Origin of the sequence: Candidatus Poriferisocius sp., assembly GCF_965208355.1 — a bacterium.
Lineage (GTDB): Bacteria > Actinomycetota > Acidimicrobiia > Acidimicrobiales > Bin134 > Poriferisocius.
In genome coordinates this window covers 1,556,555-1,578,744 of the sequence record NZ_CBDBOM010000003.1, presented here as the reverse complement: position 1 = coordinate 1,578,744, position 22,190 = coordinate 1,556,555, and the positions used below count along the sequence as shown (strand labels likewise).

Annotated in this window: 19 protein-coding genes; 4 read left to right on the top strand and 15 right to left on the bottom strand. The window is 64.2% G+C overall.

Annotated features, from left to right (window positions below):
- Window positions 1-17 precede the first annotated feature (17 nt).
- Complete coding sequence (cofH, locus tag ACOGXH_RS08600; protein WP_419930346.1) at window positions 18-2,258, top strand: 5-amino-6-(D-ribitylamino)uracil--L-tyrosine 4-hydroxyphenyl transferase CofH; 2,241 nt, start codon at window positions 18-20, stop codon at window positions 2,256-2,258.
- Here the strand turns inward: cofH and ACOGXH_RS08595 are convergent.
- The 4 genes from ACOGXH_RS08595 to ACOGXH_RS08580 are packed head-to-tail and all read right to left on the bottom strand — an operon-like array spanning window position 2,255 to window position 5,986.
- Window positions 2,255-2,434, bottom strand: a complete 180-nt coding sequence (locus tag ACOGXH_RS08595; RefSeq protein WP_419928696.1) for a hypothetical protein — start codon at window positions 2,432-2,434, stop codon at window positions 2,255-2,257. The genes cofH and ACOGXH_RS08595 overlap by 4 nt on opposite strands.
- Window positions 2,424-3,626, bottom strand: a complete 1,203-nt coding sequence (locus tag ACOGXH_RS08590; RefSeq protein WP_419928695.1) for a (Fe-S)-binding protein — start codon at window positions 3,624-3,626, stop codon at window positions 2,424-2,426. Before ACOGXH_RS08590 ends, ACOGXH_RS08595 begins: the two co-directional genes overlap by 11 nt.
- Entirely contained in the window at window positions 3,623-4,534 is a 912-nt protein-coding gene (locus ACOGXH_RS08585; protein WP_419928694.1) for an FAD-binding protein, read from the bottom strand. The genes ACOGXH_RS08590 and ACOGXH_RS08585 overlap by 4 nt, the downstream gene beginning before the upstream one ends.
- Entirely contained in the window at window positions 4,535-5,986 is a 1,452-nt protein-coding gene (locus tag ACOGXH_RS08580) for an FAD-linked oxidase C-terminal domain-containing protein (protein ID WP_419928693.1), read from the bottom strand. It abuts the gene before it with no gap.
- Window positions 5,987-6,020: 34 nt separating this feature from the next.
- Here ACOGXH_RS08580 and ACOGXH_RS08575 point away from each other — a divergent pair, with 34 nt between their 5' ends.
- Window positions 6,021-7,733 (top strand): chloride channel protein, encoded by a 1,713-nt coding sequence (locus ACOGXH_RS08575; RefSeq protein WP_419928692.1) that lies wholly within the window; start codon window positions 6,021-6,023, stop codon window positions 7,731-7,733.
- Window positions 7,734-7,754: 21 nt separating this feature from the next.
- Here ACOGXH_RS08575 and ACOGXH_RS08570 read toward each other — a convergent pair whose 3' ends face one another.
- The 9 genes from ACOGXH_RS08570 to ACOGXH_RS08530 form a co-directional block, all read right to left on the bottom strand.
- Window positions 7,755-7,973 carry a hypothetical protein gene (locus ACOGXH_RS08570; RefSeq protein WP_419928691.1) on the bottom strand — a complete coding sequence of 73 codons (219 nt, stop codon included), beginning with the start codon at window positions 7,971-7,973 and terminating at the stop codon, window positions 7,755-7,757.
- Between the two features lie 150 nt (window positions 7,974-8,123).
- Complete coding sequence (locus tag ACOGXH_RS08565) at window positions 8,124-8,636, bottom strand: phosphoribosyltransferase (RefSeq protein WP_419928690.1); 513 nt, start codon at window positions 8,634-8,636, stop codon at window positions 8,124-8,126.
- Complete coding sequence (locus tag ACOGXH_RS08560; RefSeq protein WP_419928689.1) at window positions 8,633-9,832, bottom strand: ribonuclease D; 1,200 nt, start codon at window positions 9,830-9,832, stop codon at window positions 8,633-8,635. Before ACOGXH_RS08560 ends, ACOGXH_RS08565 begins: the two co-directional genes overlap by 4 nt.
- Window positions 9,829-10,149, bottom strand: a complete 321-nt coding sequence (locus ACOGXH_RS08555) for a rhodanese-like domain-containing protein (RefSeq protein WP_419928688.1) — start codon at window positions 10,147-10,149, stop codon at window positions 9,829-9,831. The genes ACOGXH_RS08560 and ACOGXH_RS08555 overlap by 4 nt, the downstream gene beginning before the upstream one ends.
- Before the next feature lie 22 nt (window positions 10,150-10,171).
- Complete coding sequence (gene mobA, locus ACOGXH_RS08550) at window positions 10,172-10,714, bottom strand: molybdenum cofactor guanylyltransferase (protein WP_419928687.1); 543 nt, start codon at window positions 10,712-10,714, stop codon at window positions 10,172-10,174.
- Window positions 10,715-10,740: 26 nt separating this feature from the next.
- Window positions 10,741-11,304, bottom strand: a complete 564-nt coding sequence (locus ACOGXH_RS08545; RefSeq protein ID WP_419928686.1) for a flavin reductase family protein — start codon at window positions 11,302-11,304, stop codon at window positions 10,741-10,743.
- A gap of 3 nt (window positions 11,305-11,307) precedes the next feature.
- On the bottom strand, window positions 11,308-11,754 hold the full coding sequence (locus ACOGXH_RS08540; RefSeq protein ID WP_419928685.1) for a DUF3151 family protein: 447 nt from the start codon (window positions 11,752-11,754) through the stop codon (window positions 11,308-11,310).
- Window positions 11,755-11,773: 19 nt separating this feature from the next.
- A complete protein-coding gene (gene pyk / locus ACOGXH_RS08535) occupies window positions 11,774-13,192 on the bottom strand; it encodes a pyruvate kinase (RefSeq protein ID WP_419928684.1) in 1,419 nt (472 codons plus the stop codon).
- Between the two features lie 63 nt (window positions 13,193-13,255).
- Window positions 13,256-14,041: a SirB1 family protein gene (locus tag ACOGXH_RS08530; RefSeq protein WP_419928683.1), complete on the bottom strand. Its 786-nt coding sequence runs from the start codon at window positions 14,039-14,041 to the stop codon at window positions 13,256-13,258.
- A gap of 38 nt (window positions 14,042-14,079) precedes the next feature.
- On the opposite strand from ACOGXH_RS08530, the gene ACOGXH_RS08525 reads away from it, so the two are divergent.
- Both ACOGXH_RS08525 and ACOGXH_RS08520 read left to right on the top strand, forming a co-directional pair.
- Window positions 14,080-14,835: a glycerophosphodiester phosphodiesterase gene (locus ACOGXH_RS08525; protein ID WP_419928682.1), complete on the top strand. Its 756-nt coding sequence runs from the start codon at window positions 14,080-14,082 to the stop codon at window positions 14,833-14,835.
- A gap of 463 nt (window positions 14,836-15,298) precedes the next feature.
- Entirely contained in the window at window positions 15,299-15,982 is a 684-nt protein-coding gene (locus tag ACOGXH_RS08520) for an alpha/beta fold hydrolase (protein ID WP_419928681.1), read from the top strand.
- Window positions 15,983-15,993: 11 nt separating this feature from the next.
- On the opposite strand, the gene ACOGXH_RS08515 is transcribed toward ACOGXH_RS08520, so the two are convergent.
- Complete coding sequence (locus ACOGXH_RS08515) at window positions 15,994-17,454, bottom strand: glutamate synthase subunit beta (protein WP_419928680.1); 1,461 nt, start codon at window positions 17,452-17,454, stop codon at window positions 15,994-15,996.
- Between the two features lie 59 nt (window positions 17,455-17,513).
- Complete coding sequence (gene gltB / locus ACOGXH_RS08510; RefSeq protein WP_419930345.1) at window positions 17,514-22,106, bottom strand: glutamate synthase large subunit; 4,593 nt, start codon at window positions 22,104-22,106, stop codon at window positions 17,514-17,516.
- Window positions 22,107-22,190 lie beyond the last annotated feature (84 nt).

Below are 22,190 nucleotides of genomic sequence, written 5' to 3'. Positions count from 1 at the left end.
TGGACCTGGCCGAGCTGATGGCCCGAGCCCGGTCGATTCGCGATCGGGCCCACGGGTCGCGGGTCACCTATTCCCCCAAGGTGTTCATCCCCCTAACCATGCTTTGCCGCGACAAGTGCGGCTATTGCACCTTCGCCCAACCGCCCGCCCGCCTGGAGTCGCCCTATCTGAGCGACCACGAAGTGATGGCCATCGCGGAGGCCGGAGCAGCTGCCGGCTGCCATGAGGCTCTATTCACCCTGGGTGAGCGCCCTGAGTTGCGCTATCCGGACGCGGCAAAATGGCTTACTCGTCACGGCTTCGAGTCCACGGTGGACTATTTGGCCCACGCCACCCGACTGGTGGTGGAGAAATCCGGGTTGCTGCCCCACGCCAACGCCGGTGCGCTCTATCCCGAGGAACTGGCCCTTCTCCGCAAGACCGCGCCGTCACAGGGGATGATGCTCGAGACGCTGGCCGATCTGGACTGTCACCGGGGATCGCCCGATAAAACCGCCGAGCGGCGTCTGGCCACCCTTGACGCCGCAGGAGAGCTGGCCATCCCGTTCACCACGGGCATCCTGGTGGGCATAGGAGAGACCCGGGTTGACCGCGTCGACGCCCTTGAGGCCATCGCCGAGTCGCATCGGCGCTGGGGCCATGTCCAAGAAGTCATCGTCCAGAATTTCTTGCCCAAGCCGGGCACGGCCATGCACAGCGCCCCGGCCTGCCCGTCTGAGGAGTACTTGGAGGCCATCGCTCTTGCCCGCCTGATCCTTCCCGAGGGAATCCATCTCCAAGCACCTCCCAACTTGTCCGACGATTTCGGCCAGTTGCTGGACGCGGGCATCGACGACTGGGGCGGCGTATCCCCGGTCACCGCCGATCATGTGAACCCCGAGTGCCCGTGGCCGGCCGTCGACCGCTTGGCCGCAGTCACTGAGGCCAAGGGGTTCACTCTCGCACCCCGCTTGACTGTGTACCCGGAGTACGCCCTCGATCAGGATCGTTGGCTCGATGCAGACATGAGGTTCCCGGTGCTCGACCGCAGCGACGCCGAAGGGCTGGGTCGCCCGAACGACGGCGGCTGGTACTCCGGGGCCGACGCCGCGCCTCCTATCCTGTTGGCCCCACCGAACCAAAACGGCTCTGCCAGCGGCCTCGCCATCGCCAACGGAGCGGTAGGTGAAGTGCTGGCTGGGGTGCGCTCTGGCCAAGAGGTGGGAGTGGGCGAGATCGTCACCCTTTTCAGCGCTCGGGGGCCCGAGGTGCGAGCGGTCGCCTCGCTGGCCGACGAACTGCGCCAGGCCGCGGTGGGCGATGAGGTCACCTGGGTGTCCAACCGCAACATCAACTACACCAACGTGTGCACGTTCAAGTGCCGGTTCTGCGGTTTTTCCAAAGGGCCACTGTCGCTCAACTTGCGGGGCGACCCCTACCTGCTGACGCTGGACGACATCGCTGAGCGCACCGCGGAGGCGGCTGAAGCAGGTGCTACCGAAGTTTGCCTGCAAGGTGGCATCCACCCCAGCTTCGACGGCGACTATTACATCGACGTCACCCGGGCGGTGAAAGACGCAGTGCCCGACATCCATGTCCACGGATTTACCGCCCTCGAAGTCACCGAAGGCGCTCGCCGACTGGAGGAGCCCCTGGCTGACTATCTGCGCCGCCTGATGGACGCCGGCCTGCGCTCGCTCCCTGGCACCGCGGCCGAGATTCTCGATGATGACATCCGGCAGGTGATCTGCCCCGACAAGATCGACACCGACGAATGGCTGGAGGCTCATCGCACCGCTCACGGCCTCGGCTTGCGGTCCAACGTGACCATCATGTTCGGGACAGTCGAGCAGCCCATTCACTGGGCGCGCCATCTGGTCCGCACTCGCGAGCTCCAGAAGGAGACCGGCGGGTTCACCGAGTTCGTACCCCTGCCCTTCGTCCACATGGCCGCCCCCATCTACCTGCAAAAGCGCTCCCGGCGGGGCCCCACCTTCAGGGAAGCGCTGCTGATGCACGCCGTGGGCCGCATCGCCTACCACGGTTGGATACACAACATTCAGGCATCGTGGGTGAAGTTGGGCATGGCCGGGGCGGCCCAGATGCTTCAGGCCGGGGTCAACGACCTGGGCGGCACCCTCATCAACGAGAACATCTCCCGCGCGGCTGGCGCCTCCCATGGCCAAGAAGTGACCGAGAGCGACCTGCGCGAGCTGTGCGCTCCATTGGGCCGTACCTTGCGCCAGCGGACCACGCTCTACGACGCGGTGGCTGTCTAATCCCCCAAGATCGAGATCGCCTTTTCGACTGACCGGCGAGCTCGGGTCAGCCTCTTCTCTTCCTCGGGCCTCGACGTCGCTCCCTCCTCCACCGCATCGCGCAGCACCGACATAGCCAAATCGTCCAGTTGCTCGGCGATTTGTTCAAGCTGCTCGCGTATGTGCTCAGCCGTCATGGTCAATCGCCTCGTCCACGATTTCCAGGGGGTGGCGCACCACGACCCCGGCGTTGGCCAAATGGATGGTGCAGCCGGGATTGGCACTGGCCACGATGCGCGCTCCGGAGCGCTTGATGGCCTCCACCTTGCGTTCTCGAATGGATGCCGCCAGCTCAGGCTGCATAGCCGCGTAGGCTCCGCCCGCTCCGCAGCACAGTCCATCGTCGTCCAAGGCCACCACGGTAACGAAGCGGGCCAGCACCTCGGCCACCGGCTGGTGGGCCCGCTGAACATGGCGCAAATGGCAGGGATCGTGCACCGCCACCACCGCGTCCGAGCTCCTCACCGCCACACCTGGCAGCTCTTCGAGGCGTGGTGCCAGCCACTCGTGCACGTCCATGACCCGGCGGCTGAATGCAGCGGCCTCCGGAGTGCCCACCAGCTCGCCGTACTCCTTGAGCGCGGCACCGCAGCCGGCTGAGTCCACCAGAATCGGCGCTGAGCCCTCCAGCGCCCTCATTGTGCGAATCGCCAGGGCGAGGGCATGGTCCTCCAAACCGGCGTGCAGCGATAACGCTCCGCAGCATCCCGCGGCGGCGCCGGGCAGGGAGACGCCGACCCCGGTGCCCTCCACCACTCGCTTGACCGCGGCATGGGTTGACCGCTGCCAGGCATCCATCACACAGCCGGTGAACAGCCACACGTCGTCGCCTGAAGCTCGAAGCCGACCTTGGATCAGCGGGATAGCAGGCAGTCCCAGCCGCCTAGAGGGGATTAGCCGCAATCGCTGGGCCACAGCCAAGATTCGCGAGAGCAGGTTCAACAGCCGCGGATGGCCGAGCACCCGGAATCCCCACCGGCGCCAGTCGATTCGCCTCCTCCGGGCCAAACCCGCTTGGGTGGCCTCCATCATGGACCCGAAAGGAACCCCCGACGGACAGGCCGGTTCGCAGCCTCGGCACTGCACGCAGGTGTCCATCGACGACAAGAACGCCGTATCCACCGCCGCACCGTGGTCCTGCACCTCGCGCATGGCGCTTATGCGTCCACGGGGCGACGCCCATTCCTCTCCGGTCACCCGGAATGTCGGACAATGAGGCAAGCACAGCCCGCACGACACGCACGAAGCCAGTTCCTCAGGGTCGATCCCTAAGGTGGGCCTTGAGGCTGATCCTTCGGGGTCGATCCCCAGAGAGACCTTTGCGCTCATGTCGCCACCAACGGGTCCCGCCCGGGATTCAGCCGACCGCGGGGATCGAATTCCGCTTTCAGTCGCCCATGGAGAGCTACAACGGCCGGATCAGGGCCAGGAACCGGGAAAGGCTCGTGTACATAGGCCGACCCGGTGCCGAACTGCACCAAATAGCCATCGGAGAGTCTCCCGGCTTCCAAAGCCGCCGTGGGCACCCGATGGGCCGGCAGCCTCGGGGGGCCGTCGGTCAGGTTGCAACCCAGCGACTGCGCCAGTTCGGCCTCAGACTCCACGTCCGACTCATGGCCCTCGAGATGAACCCACGACGTCTGGCCGTCCCACAAGATGGACGAGGGCCAATACAGCTCCCGGCGAAGCATTGCTGGGTCGCACGGACCCGACAACCATTGCTGCACAGCCGGCCGAGGCCAGGTGCGCAGGATCACCTCGCCCACCAGCCCCAACGTGCCCAGCGATCCCACGAGCAGCCGGCAAAGGTCGAACCCCGACACGTTCTTCACTGTCGGGCCACCGACTTTGACCAGCCGGCCGTCTTCGGCCACATAGACCGCCTCTAGTAGGACATCTCGGAGCCTCCCCCGCCCCAGCGCGTGTACGTCGTCGCGGCCGACTACCAGCACGCCACCTACAGTGGCCCCCGGCACCATCGGCAGGTTGGCTCGCTGTCCGGCTTCGGCCAGAACTGCGTCCAGCTCTTCTACCAGAGTCCCGGCCCCTACTCGAATGGTCATGTCGGCGGGATCAAATGAGCGCACCCCACTTGGGGCCCGCACGAGGCGAGTCTCATCCGGGCAGGGTCCGCCGACCTCCCAGTGGGTGCGCCCCCCTACCACGGCCACCGGACCAGCTGATCCCACCTCGGCGGCAAATGACTCCAGCGCCGCTCCGGTCTCCTCGTTGGGCACCTATCCCCAAACTCCTTCGGGGACCTTGTCCAGCGCGTTCACATCGGCGCAGCTTGCCCCGGTGGGCAGCACCTTGCCGGGATTGGCCATCTCATCGGGATCGAACGCCCGCCGCAGTCGGGCCTGGGCGTCCAAATCGGCCTCGCTGAACATCAAAGGCATGAAATCGCGCTTTTCCATGCCGATGCCGTGCTCGCCCGACAGCACCCCACCCACGGCCAGCGAGGCCTCGATGATGGCTGCCCCCGCGGCATGAACCCGGGGCATTATCCCTGGCTCACGGCGGTCGAACAGCAGCATTGGATGCAGGTTGCCGTCACCGGCGTGGAATACGTTCATCACTTGCAGCTCGTGCTCTTCAACAATCTCGTACACCTGTTTCATCACCTCGGCCAGGCGGGTCCGAGGAACCACCGTGTCATGCAGGTAGTAGTTGGGCTTGATACGGGCAATGGCGCCGAACGCGCTTTTTCGCCCTTTCCACAAGAGCGCCCGCTCCTGGTCGTCGGCGGCCCGGCGGACACTCCCGCCCAACCCCACGGCCAATTCCGCTACGCGGTCGGCTTCGGCTGCCACCCCACCAGGCAAGCCGTCCACTTCAACGATGACCACCGCGGCCGCGTCGGTGGGAAACCCCGCCCCCACGAACTCCTCCACTGCCCTGATGATGTTGTTGTCCATCATTTCTATGGCGGCAGGCACAATCCCATCGGCAATAACCGCGCTGACAGTCTGCGCCGCGGAGTCCACCGAGTCGAAGGCCAGCAGCAGGGTCTGCACCGCCGGAGGATCGGGGGTCAGGCGCACCGCTATGGCAGTGGTTATGCCCATCATCCCCTCCGACCCCACATATGACCCTCGGAGGTCCAAACCAGGGGCCCATCCATCAGAATCGCCCAACACCACGGCTTCACCTGACGTAAGCACCACCTCCACCGCAAGCACGTGAGCGCTGGTTACCCCATGGGCCAAGCAATGAGGCCCTCCGGCGTTGGTGCCCACGTTGCCCCCCAGAGAGCACACCTGTTGGCTGGAAGGATCGGGAGCGAAATGCAATCCATAAGGTGCGGTGGCCCGGCTGAGATCCAGATTGATCATGCCCGGCTGCACCCAGGCCATCCGCCGGTCGGCGTCCACCGACAAAAGGCGGTTCATTTTGGTGGTGACCACAACCAAAGGCTCTTCCAGGGGCACCGCTCCCCCGGCTAACCCGGTGCCCGCTCCTCGGGGAACAACGGCCCGGTTGTGGCGCCGAGCAGCATCCACACAACCCTGCACCTCCTCGGTACTGATCGGGAAGCACACCGGCCCAGCCCGGCCCCCCTCGAAGATCGAGGCGTCTCGGCCTAATAGCGATCGCTCCAGCGAAGCTGACCTAATCCGGTCGGCAGGAAGCACTCGCCGAAGATCTCGCACCAAGGGGTCATCAGTGGTGGTCCGCCAAAACCTCATCGGCCAGTAGGATACCGCCAGTGAGTCGAACAGGATGCAAGCGCTCCAAGCTCTGTTAGGAGGCAGGATCGCCCGGTCGGGAGTGGAGCTGCTGGCCTCCTTCCGACCACGACAGGCCTTCCCCGCAATGATGGTGCTGTCCATCATCACCGGTGCCCTGGTAGGACTTCTGGTTGCCGGGTTCGAACAGCTCACTGTCGAGGTGCTGTTGAAGCACCTCCTGGACGGTCCCCTGTGGTGGCAGGCAGCCGCACCGGCCGTAGGGCTAGCTGCCGCATTCACCATTCTGCGTTACATCGGCCGAGGGGCCACACCGTCAACCTCTGACGAATACGTCCGGGCCTTCCATGAGCGCCATCCCCGGCTGCCCTTGTCCCAGCTCCCGGCCAAGCTGATGGCCGGTGTGGCCACCATCGGCCTAGGCGGATCGATGGGTCTGGAAGGCCCCTCGGTGTACGCCGGTGCGACGGTCGGCCACAGCACCCAGGGACTCTTCGGCCGGTGGCTGCGCCGGGAAGAGACCAAGATGCTGCTCACCGCGGGAGCAGCCGCTGGCATCGCCGCAGTGTTCAAAACACCGGCTACCGGGGTCATCTTCGCTCTGGAGGCCCCCTACCGCGACGATGTTGCCCGAAGAGCGCTATTGCCCGCGCTGATGGCTTCGGCATCGGGGTATCTGGTGTACGTGGCCGTGCTGGGAACCGACCCGGTCATCGATCTGGGCAGCCACGACGGCGGTCTCAGCATTATCCACTTGGGCGGGGGAGCACTGCTCGGCCTGGTTGCCGGTCTAGGAGGCCGAGGATTCGCATGGCTGGTTCGCCAGGCCAAGGGACTGGAACAGCAATTCCCCATCGGGGTCCGAATCCTGATTGGCGGGGCGGTGCTAGCTGGATTGGTGTTGGCCACTGAGGCGATCTTTGACCAGCCGTTGAGTCTGGGGCCAGGGGTGGAAGCTACCGAATGGCTGCGAGACGGCGATAACACGCTCTTGCTGATCGGCTGCCTGTTGGCCTTCCGAGTCGTTGCCACTCTGACCACCGTGGGTGCCGGAGGCACCGGCGGGCTGTTCATACCACTGGCCGTCCAAGGGGTGATTGTGGGCAGCTTCGTGGGCCAAGCCCTGGGAACAGCCGACATTGGGCTGTACCGCACACTGGGACTGGCCGCCTTCTTGGGCGCCGGCTACCGGGCTCCCATCACCGCGGTGATGTTCGTAGCCGAGAGTACTGGCACCTCCGCGTTTGTGGTTCCTGCACTCATCGCCGCCGCCGTTTCACAGCTTGTGGCCGGATCCAGCTCGGTGGCCTCTTACCAGTTGGACAAGCGAGAGGGGCTGGTTGAGCGTCGGCTTGCGCTTCCCCTCACTTCCGCGCTCACCACCGACACCCTCACCGTGCCCCCCGACGCCACGGTGAGCGAGCTGGTCTACATCCACCTGCTCGGTCGACGGGAGCGGGAAGTCCCAGTGGTCGACGGCGGGGTCTACGTCGGTATGTGCGGACTGGAGCAGATGAGCGATCTGGAGCGCGACGCGTGGAACGACACGCTGGTGGAGAACATTGCCCGGCGCGACCTGCCCACGGCTCGGCCGTCATGGACGCTGCGCGACGCGGTCGCCCAGATGGATGCCAACGACACCGACCTGCTCCCGGTGACGGACGACGACGGAACCTTCATCGGGGTGGTGCGTGCCGACGATATTCTCCGGCTGGACGAGATCCTCGACGAGACCGAGGGGGTGTGACCGAGATTTGGTCAGACAGCCTCAGTTGGGAAATAGCTCGTCGACGCTGTCATCGGTAGGGGTGTCCCGGTATTCGCACCAAGGCTTGGCCCCCACTTTGACGAGTCGGCATTCCTCGCCGGGGATGGCTCCACACTCCACGCATGGATCCTCGTTCTCTTCGAACATGACGTCGAAGTCGTCGCTTGTGTGCTTCAGCGCACGAGCTTCTTCGTAACGACGGTGGCGTCCCTTTTTCATGGGCGGCTCCGCAATATCAAGCCAGCAGCCCTTAGCACTGGCAGCAGGGGGAACTCCGCCCCCTAACGTCTCATGGCGGCCAGTCTAGCCACTCCATTCAGCCATATGGCACACCGCCGAATTCAAGACGGTGCCCGAACAAGCCAGTTCTCAGGCGTCCAGCACCTTGTGGCGGGCATCTTCGGCGCTTACCAAAGGCCGATCGGTTGACCACGGAAAATTGATCCACTGATCGGTTCGCCTCCACACGTAATCGCTCTTCACCAGGGAGTGCGACTTTTCGTAGAGCACTGCCGAGCGCACATCACCCACCCGCTCCACACAGAAGTCGTAGACCATTTTGAGGGTATGGCCGGTGTCGGCAACATCGTCGGCGATAAGGATCTTGGAATTGCGATGATCCACTAGGTCGACGGCGGGGGGCAGCATCACCGGAACAGGGAGGCGCTCGTCCACCCCGGTGTAGTACTCGCAATTCATCACATAGATGTTCTTAATCGACAGCGCATAGCCCAGTGATCCGGCGCAGAACAGGCCTCCCCGGGCAATGGCCAAAATCATCTCCGGTCGATAGCCGTCGTCGGCCACCATCGCCGCCAATTCCCGCACAGCCCGGCCGTAGGAATCCCAGTCGAGCCATTCCCGTTCAGTCGCCTCGCTCATGTGCTTCCTTTCGATGAATCAGCGGAAATCGGTCGCCCTGACCGCTCTTCAAGGGTGAGCTTGCCCTGGTCGTCGAAGGCTACCGCTGCGGTTCCCTCCAATAGCTGTTGGACTGGCGCGGCAATAATTTCTGCCCGCCATCCCTTCAGGGCTCGACAGTTCGGATCGCCCCTCAACAGGGCCTCAATGTCGCCGCGGGTTGCCACCAGCGCCGGGTCGAGATCGGCCTCGGCGGCGTGCTGAGCGGCCCACGATGTGATGAGGCTGACCGCCGGCTTCAGCGCAGGATCCAACTTGGGCGGTTTGCTGGCCGGCTCCACCACCAAATCAGCACCCCTGATCTCCTTGAGGAAGGCCAGCAGCTCCTTGTCGGCACCCTTGCGGAGATTGCGGGGCTCCACTCCCCTGATCTCTCGCAATTGGTCGAGGGTTTTCGGCATGCGTTGAGCTACAACAGCTACTCCGAGGTCAGACAGCACATGGCGTACGGGCTGGTTCTGTCGGGCAGCGTACTCCTCTCGCCATCGAGCCACCGCTTGGGCCAGCGCCCGCGGTCGACCCTCCATTCGGCGCACCTCCTTGATTCGGAGCCAGGCGGTTTCCGGAGATCGGCCGGAGTCAGCCCGCTCCAACAAAAGTGCGCATTCCTCCTCCGCCCACTCCAGACGGCCTCGGGCGTGCAGCTCCTTTTGCAGTATGTCGCTGATCTCCAGCAGCCGCTCCACATCGGCCGCGGCGTAGGCCAGCATATGATCAGGCAGCGGCCGCTGAAACCAGTCGGACAATCGAGCTTCTTTGGCCAACTCCACTCCCAGCAGCCGCTCGTGCAGCGTGGCCAGCGACGGCGAGCTGTACCCGATGAACCCGGCCGCGATCTGCGTATCGAAGATTCGCCGAGGCCTTGTCCCGCATTCGTGGTAGAGAACTTCTAAGTCCTGCTCAGCGGCGTGCAGTACTGCGATGCCGTCGCCCTCCAGCAGTCGGGCCAGCGGGGTAATGGGCACCGCCAGGGGGTCGATAACGGCGAGCTGGTCGTGCCAGGCGATCTGGACGAGCGCCAATCGGGGGTAGTAGGTGCGCTCTCGATGGAACTCGGTGTCGAGGGCGTAGGCATCGGCGGTTGCGGCGTCAGCCACCACCGCCGACAGCTTGCGCCGTGTGGTAACCGGCTCGGGAAGGCTGGCCTTGGAACTCAATCGACAGGGGGCCCGGAGTCGTAGGAATAGCCGGCCTCCACCCATCCATTGGTGCCTCCGGCCACATTGGTGCAGGCCCAGCCGCGGGCAGTCAGATACTCCGCTGCCTTGAGGCTGCGCCCCCCCAAGGCACAGATCATGTACAAGTGCTCGCCGGGCAGTTCTGAGATGCGCTCGGGGATGGTGTCCAGAGGAATGAGCACCGCACCGGGCACACGAGCTTCGGCGTACTCGTCGGGCTCCCGCACGTCGATGAGCACAACATCCTCTGAATGCAGCTCGGCAAGCTCTGTTACGCCGATCTCGGGGATTTCCACCCCGTTGAGGTTAGTGGGCCAATCACAGGTCTTCGGGACTGTCGACATCTGCCACCGCCGAAGGAGGCGCGGGAACGTCGGCAACGGCCACTTCATCCAGAAGCGAGGCCACTGCGCGCTGACCCGACTCGAACAAGCGCTCGGCCAGCGTCCCCGAGCGGGTATCGATGGCCAGGGGCAGATAATGACGGCGGTGGTCAGTGAATACCGCCGCCGAAGGAGCGGGGCTGGGAGGAGCCTCGCGGACTGCTTTCACCAGCACTGCCACATCCTCAGCGCTGATGGCCGGAAGATCGCAGGGCAAGATCACGGTCACAGGATGGCGAGCAAGGCCCAACGCGGTGGCCACTGCCCCCAGTGGGCCCTCTCCGGGCCAGCGATCAGCCACATGTTGAGCACCGGTGGCAGCCGCGGCCTCCGCCAGCCTCGGATCAGTCCCACCGACGATGAGATGTTGCGAAGCGCCGGCCAGTGCCTTCAGCGTCCTGATTACCAGCCACCGGCCCTCCACCTCGATGAACGCCTTGTCGGTGCCCATGCGCTGACTCATTCCCCCAGCCAGCACAACACCCGTGAACCCTCCCTCGATGTCTAGCCCCCGTAGTTCATGCGGGTGTCCTCCATACGCAAAACGGGAGTGTCCTCGTCGTGCTGAAAGCCGCAATCAACCACTTCGCCGATGAACAGAGTGTGGGCCCCGGTGACCACCGAGTCGCGAACCTCGCAGTCGAGATAGGCGGGAGCGCAGTCCAGAATGGGCGCGCCGGTGACACCTTCATGGAAGGCGAAGCCATTGAGGGTCATGGCCGCCAAATCAACCTCGACCGGCTTGGTGAATTTGCGCACAATGGCCCGGTCCTCCCGGGCGACCGTGCACAGGCTGAACACCCCACCCTCAGAGATGAGCTCGTGAGTGTAGGCAGGATGCTCGACCCCGATGCCCACCAGCTTCGGCTCGAATGCCAGCTGAGTGGCCCAGTTTAGGGTCATGCCGTTGCGCCGTTCCCCGGCCCGCGAACCCACCACGTACAGCCCATAGGGCAGGCTCCACAAGACCCGCCTGCGCAGCCGGTCGTAGGCGTCTTGGGCCTCGGGGTCGTCCCCTACACGATCCGGGAACGGGCCAATAGTTCCGGTTCCGCCCGGCGCTGCCATATCTCACTCTCTCCAATCGGTGGGGGGCCAGGACGGATCGAGCTGGTGCAGAAAGTGCAGGCAGCGCTCCTCTTCATCCCTCTCACCGATGGCTGCCGCGGTGGCCTGCAATCCGGCAAGGGCTCGCAGAAAGCCCCTGTTCACCTCGTGAGTCCAGCGTACGTAGCCCGAACCCCGCCACCCGTTTTGGCGCAACCGGTCCAATCCTCGGTGATACCCCACTCGGAAGGCGGCATAGGCCTCGGCATGGTCGCGGGCCAGTAGGCCCATTCGGGCCCAGCCATCGAGAAAACGGGGAAATCGAGACACCACTTCAGCCACCGCGGCCCGCCTTCGATCTTCAGGTTGGTTCATAGCCTTGGCCAATGCGGCCACTGCTTGAGGCGGCTCCGGGTCCAAGATCGTTTCGGGAGGACCCGATCGGGTCAGATTCACCGGCGCATCGGTCATGGGCGCAATCCTTCTATGGTCAGCGGACGCGCACCAAGCGCAGCACATCGGTGGCTTCGGCCATGCCAGCCACCACCGCAACCACATCGCCAGGCACAACGTGCCCCGCCTCCTTGGCCAGGTTCAGGGCCTCGTTTACCCGGGCTTCGTAGGTGCCAAATTCAAGGGCCAGCATCGGCGTGACCCCCCAGCTAAGCGTCAGCTGCTGAACGGTGCGCTCCGTGGTGCTGAACCCCAGAATGGCCGTCTGGGGGCGGAATCGGGCCATCGAACGAACAGTGAATCCCGATGCCGAGATGCACACGATGGCGGCCAGGTTGAGCTCGTTGGCGGTGGTCGCGGCGGCGCCGGTCATGGCATCGGTAACCGATTTGGGCGCATCCACATCGGTCATGCGCAGCCGCCGGATGTTCTCCCCCCAACGGACATAGTCGAACTCATCATCAGCTCGCTCAGCGATTCGAGCCATGGTGGCCACCGTGGCCACGGGGTGGGCGCCAATGGCTGTCTCCGCTGACAACATGACCGCGCTGGTGCCGTCGAACACCGCGTTCGCCACATCCGATACCTCGGCCCTCGTTGGCGTTGATGCCTGGACCATTGAGTCCAGCATCTGGGTGGCGGTTATCACCGGCAGGCCGCCGGCGATGCAGTCGCGGATTATTCGCTTCTGAAGGTGAGGAGTCTCCTCCATGAGGCATTCGGTGCCCAGATCACCGCGGGCCACCATGATGCCAGCCGACGCCTCGATAATGTCCTCGAGGTTCTGTACGGCTGCTTGGGTCTCAATCTTGGCGATCACCAGCGGGCCGTGGGGATGGGGCTCCACATTTACCCGCCGAATGTCGTCACCCGACCGAACGAATGAGATGGCCACCATGTCGACGGACTCTTCAACGAACGCATCCAAGCCTTGGAGATCTTCTGGTGTCGGCGTTGACATGCTGAGTCGGTCGGAGGGAATGCGGAATCCAGGACGACCGTGGATCACATCGCCGTGAAGAATGACTCCGGTCGCCTTGTCGGCGCCAACGTCGACAACTTGCAACAACACTTGCCCGTCCCCCAGGGCAACTTGGTCGCCGACTGCGATGTCGTGGAGGAGGTTCTCGTAGTCAACCTCCACCACACCAGCGGTGCTCTTGGCATCGCCCACTCTGATCTCAACCTCAGTGTCCACCCCCAAGAACACGCCGTCTTGGCCAAAGCTGGCCGTGCGCACCTTCGGTCCGGGCAGGTCCACCAATACCCCCACGCGACGGCCAGCCTCCAAGGCCACCTGGCGCACGAGACGCATCCGACCAAGAGCTTCGTCCAGCGTTCCGTGAGCCAGCCCGATGCGAGCTACGTCCATGCCCGCGTCCACCATGGCCCGCAGCGTTTCCGGCTTCTCCGAAGCCGGGCCGATGGTGGCGATGATCTTGGTACGGCGGGGCACGGTCTTTAACGCTACCGCCCGATAGGGCTGATTTCGCGGTCCAAACGGGCTAGTTGGTTGGCCCTAGTTCATGCGTGCTCGAGCCAAGGTGGCCAACCGCTGAAGCTGCTCCTCGTCATCATCCTCGGCAGTTTGGGCCAACTGCTCGAACCGACGGGCCGCTTGATCGAATCGGCCCCGCTCCATGTTGATCATCCCCAATTGCTTCGCCTCGCCAGCTGGGACCGATGGGCACATCGTCCTTAGTTCCAGCACCCATTCCAGATTGGCGTAGTCCTTGCTTTGCGCGTAGATGGCCCGGAGGTTGCCCAGCATCCGCTCCATGATCGACGAGTGGTCCACCGGTGCCAGATACGCGGGGTGGAAGCCCTTGTCCCCTCCGGTGATCTGGTGGAACAGCTCCTCGCAGCCCTGGGCGTCAAGCAACGCGCCCCCCGCGAACACGTCGATGAACATGTCGGGTTCGTTTCGGTCTCTGATCATGAAGTGTCCGGGCAATCCAATGCCCTCGAACTCGTAGCCGATGCGCTCGCCGATGGCGATGGTGAGAACCGCCAGGCTTATCGGTATCCCGGTGCGCCTGCGCATGACCTCGTTCAGAAAGGAATTGCGGGGGTCGTAGTAGTCCCCCCGGTTGCCATGAAATCCCAGATCGCCGAAAAGCGACAGCAGCATCTGCTCCCGACTGGAGCGGTCGCAACGGTCAGCCAGTGCATCCAGCCTGTCGAGCTCGGCTACGTAGTCCATATCCGGGCAACCGTGGGCGGCAATGCACAACGCGCCCTCACTGAGCGCGAACGCTCCGTCTTGGAGCAGTTGCCTGAACTTCTTTGCGGGATCCCAAGCCACGAATAGTGAATCTATCCCCAGCAGGTACGCTCCCGCTGGTGTCTGCTTGGCCATTCCTGGATCACGTTGGCCCGATCCCCATAGCCCACCGGGGTGGCGCCGCCGAGAATCCCGAGAACACCATGGCAGCGTTCGCCGCCGCGATCGACCTCGGTTACCGATATGTCGAAACCGACGTACACGCCACCCGCGACGGCGTGCTGGTGGCCTTCCACGACGAGGGCTTGCAGAGACTGAGTGGGAGGCCCGAGGCCATCGCCGACCTAACGTGGCGAGATCTGGAGACGGTCCGGGTCGGAGGCGGCCACGCCATCCCCCGTTTTGAGGAGCTGCTGGAAGAGTGGCCCGACCTTCGGATCGCGGTCGATCCCAAGCATGACCAGGCCACCGAGCCGCTTGTTGGAACTCTCCGACGTGCCGAGGCCATCGACCGAGTCTGCGTGGGATCATTTTCCGGGCGCCGATTGACCACGGCCCGCCAACTAGGTGGACCACGGTTGTGCACTGGGCTCAGTCCCAAAGAGGTCGGACAGCTCCAGGCAGCATCAGCCGGACTGCCGGTAAGAGTCAAGGCCGGTGCCTGTGCCCAGGTTCCCCCCTCGGCAAAGGGTGTGCCATTGGTCCACCAGCGGTTCGTGGATGCCGCGCACTCCCAGGACATCGCGGTCCATGTTTGGACCATCGACGACGCCGATCAGATGCACCAACTGCTGGACATCGGGGTGGACGGCATCATGACCGACCGGCCTACGGTGCTTCGTGATGTGCTCATGGAGCGCGGCACATGGAACTGAGGGGTCATTTCAGACCGAAAATCGAGTTCTGCCCTGTGGTTAAATCGAGGTTTCTTGGGGATTTCTAGTCACATCAGTGGAAAACCCTGTGGATTTTGGTTTTCCGCTTGACCTGGGTTTTTTCCGCGCTATGGTATGCCCACCTACCAGAGACAAGCGGAGGTAGCTGGCCGAGCAGGAGCCCGAAAGGGCAAGGGTTCGACAGAGTTCCGCAGGGTCGCTGAAACGGGCCGAGGAAGTCGGTGGCACCACCGAAAGCCAAAGTCCGGGAAGGCGATCAGGTGCCGTGAGGATCTGGGGGGTAGGGACCGGGAAACCGGGGGGCGCAAGCCAACCGGAGGACCGAGACCGAACGGGACGGCCCCGAGAAGTCGACCGGTTTCGGCCGGGAGGTTACTCGGGGCCTCCTGCTTTTCTCCGGCGCTTCGCTTTTCGCTCCTCACCCGTAAGTATTCTGAGCGCCGTGAGCGGACCCGCGGTCGCATTGCTGCACGGACTGGCCGGCTCGGCCCGAAGGACTTGGGGAGACAACGCCTGGTTCGACTTGCTGGCCGACGCGGACCGGGAAACGATCGGCGTCGATCTCATGGGCCATGGGACCGCCCCCAAGCCCCACTATCCCGAGGGCTACGCCGACTTCGAGCAGCATGTGATCGACCACTTCCCTAACGAGCCCATCGACGCCATCGGATTTTCGCTGGGGGCCTACACCCTGTTGTCCATCGCCTCCAAGACTCCGGAGCAATTCCACCGGCTAGTGGTGTCCGGAGTGGGCAAAAACCTGTTCGAGCGGGATGAGGACCACAGTCGCATGATCCTTCACGCCGTCACGGGGGAACCTGACCCCGAGAACCCCGAAGCACTTCACTTCTCCACTTTGGCTGACGATCCCGAGGCCGATCGGGAGGCGCTCGCCGCCCTTCTAGCCAGCCGCACCGCCTTCAACACCGACTGCCTAGCCGATGTCGCCGTGCCCACCCTGGTAGTCGTGGGCGACAAGGACTTTGCCTACCCTGCCGACCAATTGGTCGATGCCCTCCCCGACGCTCGCCTGGTCGTCCTCCGCGGCGTCGACCATTTCGCCACCCCCAAGTCCTTCGACTTCATCGACGCCGCGCTTGACTTCCTTGACGCCCGACCCTTCTAGAGAGTGGTCCGTTAGCGGAGTTGCTGGGCGGTTGGGACCAAGGGGACGGGTAGGAGAGTGTCGCCGCTGAGATACTCGTCGACCGCGGCGGCACAGGCCCGCCCTTCGGCAATGGCCCACACGATCAGGCTCTGACCGCGGCCGATGTCGCCGGCCACGAACACGCCAGGCACCGTGCTCATCCAATTGTCGTCGCGGGCCACGTTGCCTCGGTCGGTGATCTCCACCCCCAACTCATCGAGCAAACCGCCCGTCTCGGGACCTGTGAAGCCAAGGGCCAGAAGCACCAGGTCAGCCTCGAACTCCCGTTCCGTGCCCTCGATTGGGTTGAAGCTCATGCGCCCGCCCTCGAACGACTGCTCCACATCAATGGTGTGCAGCGCCTCCACCTTGCCGCCTGATCCGGTGAACTCCACGGTATTGATGGCGTAAATCTGAGTGCCGCCCTCCTCATGGGCCGACGACGACCGATACATGAGCGGCCAAGTGGGCCACGGCGTGGACTGGTCCCGATCATCGGGCGGACGGGGCAGGATCTCGAACTGGTGGATGGAGGCCGCCCCGTGGCGATGGGCGGTACCCAGGCAGTCAGCACCGGTGTCGCCTCCGCCGATGATGATCACATGCTTTCCAGCGGCTGAGAACGGGTGCTCTTCCAGATCGCCCTCCTGCACCCGGTTGGACGGCGGCAAGTACTCCATGGCCTGATAGATGCCTTCAAGCTCTCGACCGGGAATGGGCAGATCCCGCCATTGGGTGGCCCCCCCGGCTAGCACCATCGCGTCGAATTGCTCGGTGAGCTCAGCTGCGCTGATATCGACACCGACGTTCACCCCGGTCTTGAACACCGTGCCCTCGGCTTCCATCTGGTCCAACCGACGGTCAAGATGGCGCTTCTCCATCTTGAATTCCGGAATGCCATAGCGCAACAGCCCCCCGATGCGGTCGGCCCGCTCGTACACCACCACATCGTGGCCCGCCCGAGTGAGTTGCTGGGCGGCGGCCAGTCCCGCCGGACCCGACCCCACCACTGCAACCGAGCGGCCGGTGCGGTCGTCGCAGACCACCGGGGTGATCCACCCCTCCTCCCAAGCTCGGTCCACGATCTCCACCTCGACCTGCTTGATGGTCACCGGATCCTCGTTGATGCCCAGCACACAGGCCGCTTCGCACGGCGCGGGGCACAACCGTCCGGTGAACTCCGGGAAGTTGTTGGTGGCGTGCAGCCGCTCGATGGCCTCTCGCCAATTGTCCCGATAGACGAGGTCGTTCCAGTCGGGGATCAGATTCCCCAGCGGGCAGCCGTTGTTACAGAACGGAATGCCGCAGTCCATGCAGCGTGACGCTTGGGTGCGCACTGACTCGGCATCAAAGTCCCGGTAGACCTCGTTCCAGTCTTTGATCCGCACCGGCACCGCCCGGCGGACGGGCAGCTCGCGCCCGTGCTTGATAAATCCCCGAATATCACCCATGAGCGGCCGCCTTCAGGAGCGGAAACAACACCCGTTCACGATGGGTCTCCTGCCTAGTCCTATCCATGGGAGGCCGCCATGATGGCTGCTTGCGCGTCAGTGCCGGTTCGCTCGGCTTCGGCCAGCGCTCCCAGCACCCGCTTGTAGTCCTTGGGCATCACCTTCACAAAACGGTCGGCCTCGGTGGCCCAGTTGGCCAATAACCGCTCAGCCACTGTGGAGCCGGTGTTCACCATGTGTTGGCTGACGCGATCTCGAAGCCATTCCCGGTCTCCGTCGTCGGGCGTTTCCAAGTCCACCATCTCCGGGTTCACTTTGGGGGGGAACACACCGTCGGGGTCGTGCACATAGGCAATGCCGCCCGACATACCGGCACCGAAGTTCCGCCCGGTGGGACCGAGCACCACGGCCCGGCCACCGGTCATGTACTCGCAGCCGTGGTCGCCCACTCCCTCCACCACCGCGACGGCCCCGGAGTTGCGGACGCAGAACCGCTCCCCCACCAGCCCCCGCAGGAAGAGCTCGCCGCTGGTGGCGCCGTAGCCGATCACGTTGCCCGCGATCACGTTCTGCTCGGCCACGAACCGGGCCTGCGGGTAAGTGGTGACAATGATTCGCCCGCCCGACAGACCCTTGCCCACATAGTCGTTGGCGTCGCCGGTCAACTTCATGGTGATGCCCCGCGGCAGGAATGCTCCGAAACTGTTGCCGGCCGACCCGGAGAAGTCGATGCGAATGGTGTCGTCGGGCAGGCCTTCGGCACCCCACTTGGACGTCACCTGATGGCCGAGCATGGTGCCTACCGTGCGGTTCACGTTGCCAATGGGAAGCTCAATCTCTACCGGCAGGCCGTCTTCCAGAGCGGACTCGGCCATCAAGATGAGCTGCTGGTCAAGGGCGCGGTCCAGTCCGTGATCTTGGGGTTGCGTGCAGTACCGGTCGTCTCCAGGATCGATATCAGGGGCGTACAGGATGGGCGACAGATCGAGGCCGGACGCCTTCCAGTGGTCCACAGCGTCGCTCACATCCAAGCAATCCACGCGGCCGATGGCCTCGGCCAGGGTTCGGAAGCCAAGGATGGCCAGCAGTTCGCGCACTTCCTCGGCGATGTACTCCATGAAGTTGATGACGAATTCAGGCTCGCCGGTGAACTTCTTGCGCAGCTCGGGATCCTGGGTGGCAACTCCCACCGGACAAGTGTCCAGGTGGCAGACCCGCATCATCACGCATCCCATAACCACCAATGGAGCGGTGGCGAACCCGAACTCCTCGGCCCCTAACAGGGCGGCAATCATCACATCCCGGCCCGTCTTGAGCTGGCCGTCGGTCTGCACCACTATCCGATCTCTCAACCGGTTCAACAGCAGGGTCTGCTGGGTCTCGGCCAGACCCAACTCCCAAGGGGTGCCGGCGTGCTTGATAGAGGTGAGCGGCGAAGCGCCGGTGCCGCCGTCATGACCCGAGATCAGCACGACATCAGCGTGGGCTTTGGACACCCCGGCAGCCACCGTGCCCACGCCCAGTTCCGACACCAGCTTCACATGTATGCGGGCCGTGGGATTGGCGTTCTTCAGGTCGTGGATGAGCTGGGCCAGATCCTCGATGGAGTAGATGTCGTGGTGGGGCGGTGGGGAGATGAGCCCCACTCCGGGCGTGGAATAGCGAACCTCGGCGATCCACGGCCACACCTTGTGGCCGGGAAGCTGCCCGCCCTCGCCCGGCTTGGCGCCCTGGGCCATCTTGATCTGGATGTCGTCGCTGTTGACCAGATACTCGCTCGTCACCCCGAAGCGACCCGAAGCGGCTTGCTTGATGGCCGAGCGGCGCAGATCGCCGTTGGGATCGGGGACATAGCGAGCGGGATCTTCGCCTCCCTCGCCGGTGTTCGACTTGCCCCCGATGCGGTTCATGGCAATGGCCAGCGTCTCGTGAGCCTCTGCCGAGATCGATCCGTATGACATGGCTCCGGTGGAGAAGCGGGCGACGATGCTGGAGACCGGCTCCACCTCCTCGATGGGAATCGACTCTCGCAGTCCGGCGCGGAATCGGAACAGCCCCCGGAGAGTGGCCAAGCGCTCTGACTGGGCGTCGACCTTCTCGGTGTACTGCTTGAATATGTCGTAGCGCTTCTCCCGGGTGGCGTGCTGGAGCTTGAACACCGTTTCGGGATTGAACAGGTGGTACTCCCCTTCGCGGCGCCACTGGTACTCCCCTCCCCCTTCCAGGGTTCGGTGGGCCCGCTCATCAGGGTTCTCCGGATAGGCGATGCGATGGCGAAGCCGTACTTCCTCGGCAAGCTGCGGGAAGCCGATACCGCCCAGACGGCTGACCGTGCCGGTGAAGCACTCCTGGATAATGGGGTGCCCCAGGCCGATGGCCTCGAAGATCTGGGCCCCCACATATGACTTCACCGTGGAGATGCCCATCTTGGACATGACCTTCAGCACGCCCTTGTCGCAGGCCTTGATGTAGTTGCGATGGGCCTGATCCCTGTCGTCGTCGGGTGAGAAGCCGCAGAGGTTCTCGTCGATCATCTGGTCGATGGTCTCGAACGCCAGATAGGGGTTGATGGCGGTAGCCCCGTAGGCCAGCAACAGGCAGATGTGATGCACCTCCCGGGCGTCTCCCGTCTCCACCACCAAGCCCACTCGGGTACGGGTCTTCTCCCGAATGAGGTGGTGATGCACTGCCGCAGTGGCCAGCAACGAGGGGATCGGGGCCGAGTCGGAGTCGGCACCCCGGTCCGACAGCACAATGATGTTCTTGCCCGCCTCGATGGCCCGGCTGACCTGCTCTCGAATGCGCTGGATGGCGACGCGCAGCCCCGGCCCACCGTCGTCCACTGCATACAGACACGGGACCACCTCGGTGGACCAATGGTCGTGGCCACCAGGCCCGTCAACTTCCACCAGGTTGGCCAATTCCTGATCAGTGATAACCGGGTGGGGGGTGAAAATCTGGCGGCACGAATCGGGCTGGGGATCGAGCAGATTACCCTCGGGGCCGAGCCAACCGCAGGTGGCGGTGATGATCTCCTCCCGAATGGCGTCCAAGGGCGGATTCGTCACCTGGGCGAATAGCTGCTGGAAGTAGTCGTACAACAGCCGCGACCGATTGGAAAGAACGGCCACCGGGGTGTCGGTGCCCATTGACCCCAGGGCCTCCTTGCCGTCGCGGGCCATCGGAGCCAACAGGATCTTGAGCTCCTCGTGGGTGTAGCCGAACATTTGCTGGCGAATCAGCAGCGGCGTCTCGTCCGGCTCGGGCAAGGGCCGATCGACCAAGCCGTCGAGGTCAACCTGGTTGTCGGCCAACCACTGCCCGTATGGATGGGCTGAAGCCAGTTTCGCTTTGATCTCGGTGTCCCGCACGATGCGGCCCTCCGAGGTGTCGATCAAGAACATGCGTCCCGGCTGCAAACGGCCCTTCTCCACTATGGCTGCCGGGTCGACGTCCATCACCCCCACCTCGGAGGCCATGATCACCAGGTCGTCGTCAGTCACCCAATAGCGGGAAGGACGCAGCCCGTTGCGGTCGAGGACCGCGCCGATAAGGGTGCCGTCGCTGAAGACGATGTCGGCCGGGCCATCCCACGGCTCCATCAGCGAGGCGTAATACCGGTAAAAGGCCCGAAGCTCCGGCGACATCGACTCATGGTTCTCCCATGGTTCGGGGATCATCATGAGCACCGCCTGGGGCAGCGAATAGCCGCCCATGTACAGCAGCTCCAGCACCTGGTCGAAGCTGGCGGTGTCGCTCACTCCTTCGGCGCACACTGGGAACAGTCGCTCTAGGTCGCCGGGCAGATAGGGCGAGTTCAGCAGCGCCTCCCGGGTCCGCATCCAGTTGCGGTTGCCCTGCACGGTGTTGATCTCGCCGTTGTGGGAGATGAAGCGGTAGGGATGGGCCAAGGGCCAGGAGGGGAAGGTGTTGGTGGAGAACCGGGAGTGGATCATGGCCAAGGCGCTGGTCACCCGAGTGTCGCTCAAATCGGGGTAGAACTCACCGAGCTGGGGCGTGGTGAGCATGCCCTTGTACACGATGGTCCGGTTGGACAGGCTGGCAAAGTAGCCGTAGGTCAGCTTGCGGGTCTTCGAGCCCAGTGCACCGACATCGGCCTGGTCATCGGTCTCATAGGCGACCTCGTTGCGGATCCGGGTGCGCACAATGTAGGCCCGCCGCAGCAGCGCGTCGACGTCAAGCCCATCTCCTTTGTAGAAGGGCTGCCAGAACGACGGCATCGTGGCCAGAGCGCCGGCCCCCAGCTCATCGGGATAGGTCGGCACCTCTCGCCATCCCAGCGAGGTCAGCCCTTCCTCCCGGGCGATGGCGTCCATGGCCTCCCGGGCGTGGGCGGCGGCCTCGGGAGCGTCGGGCAGAAAGCCGATGCCGGTGGCATAGTGCCCCGCAGGAGGCAGATCGAAGTCGCACACTTGGCGGTAGAACTCGTCGGGCACCTGGATCAACAGCCCGGCTCCGTCGCCAGTGTTCACCTCTGCTCCCAGAGCCCCCCGGTGCTGGAGGTTGCACAGCGCCCCATAGCCCACCGACACGATCTCGTGGCGCGGCCTACCCTTCAGGTCCACCAAGAACCCGACCCCGCAGCTATCGTGCTCATTGCGGGGGTCGTAGAGGCCCTGGGGATGTGGCAGCTGCGGCCAGTTCCTCATTGCGTCCTTTCCAGCGTGTTTGCGGTGCGCGCCGAGACAGCGTTGGCCAGCGGCAGGGATGTAATT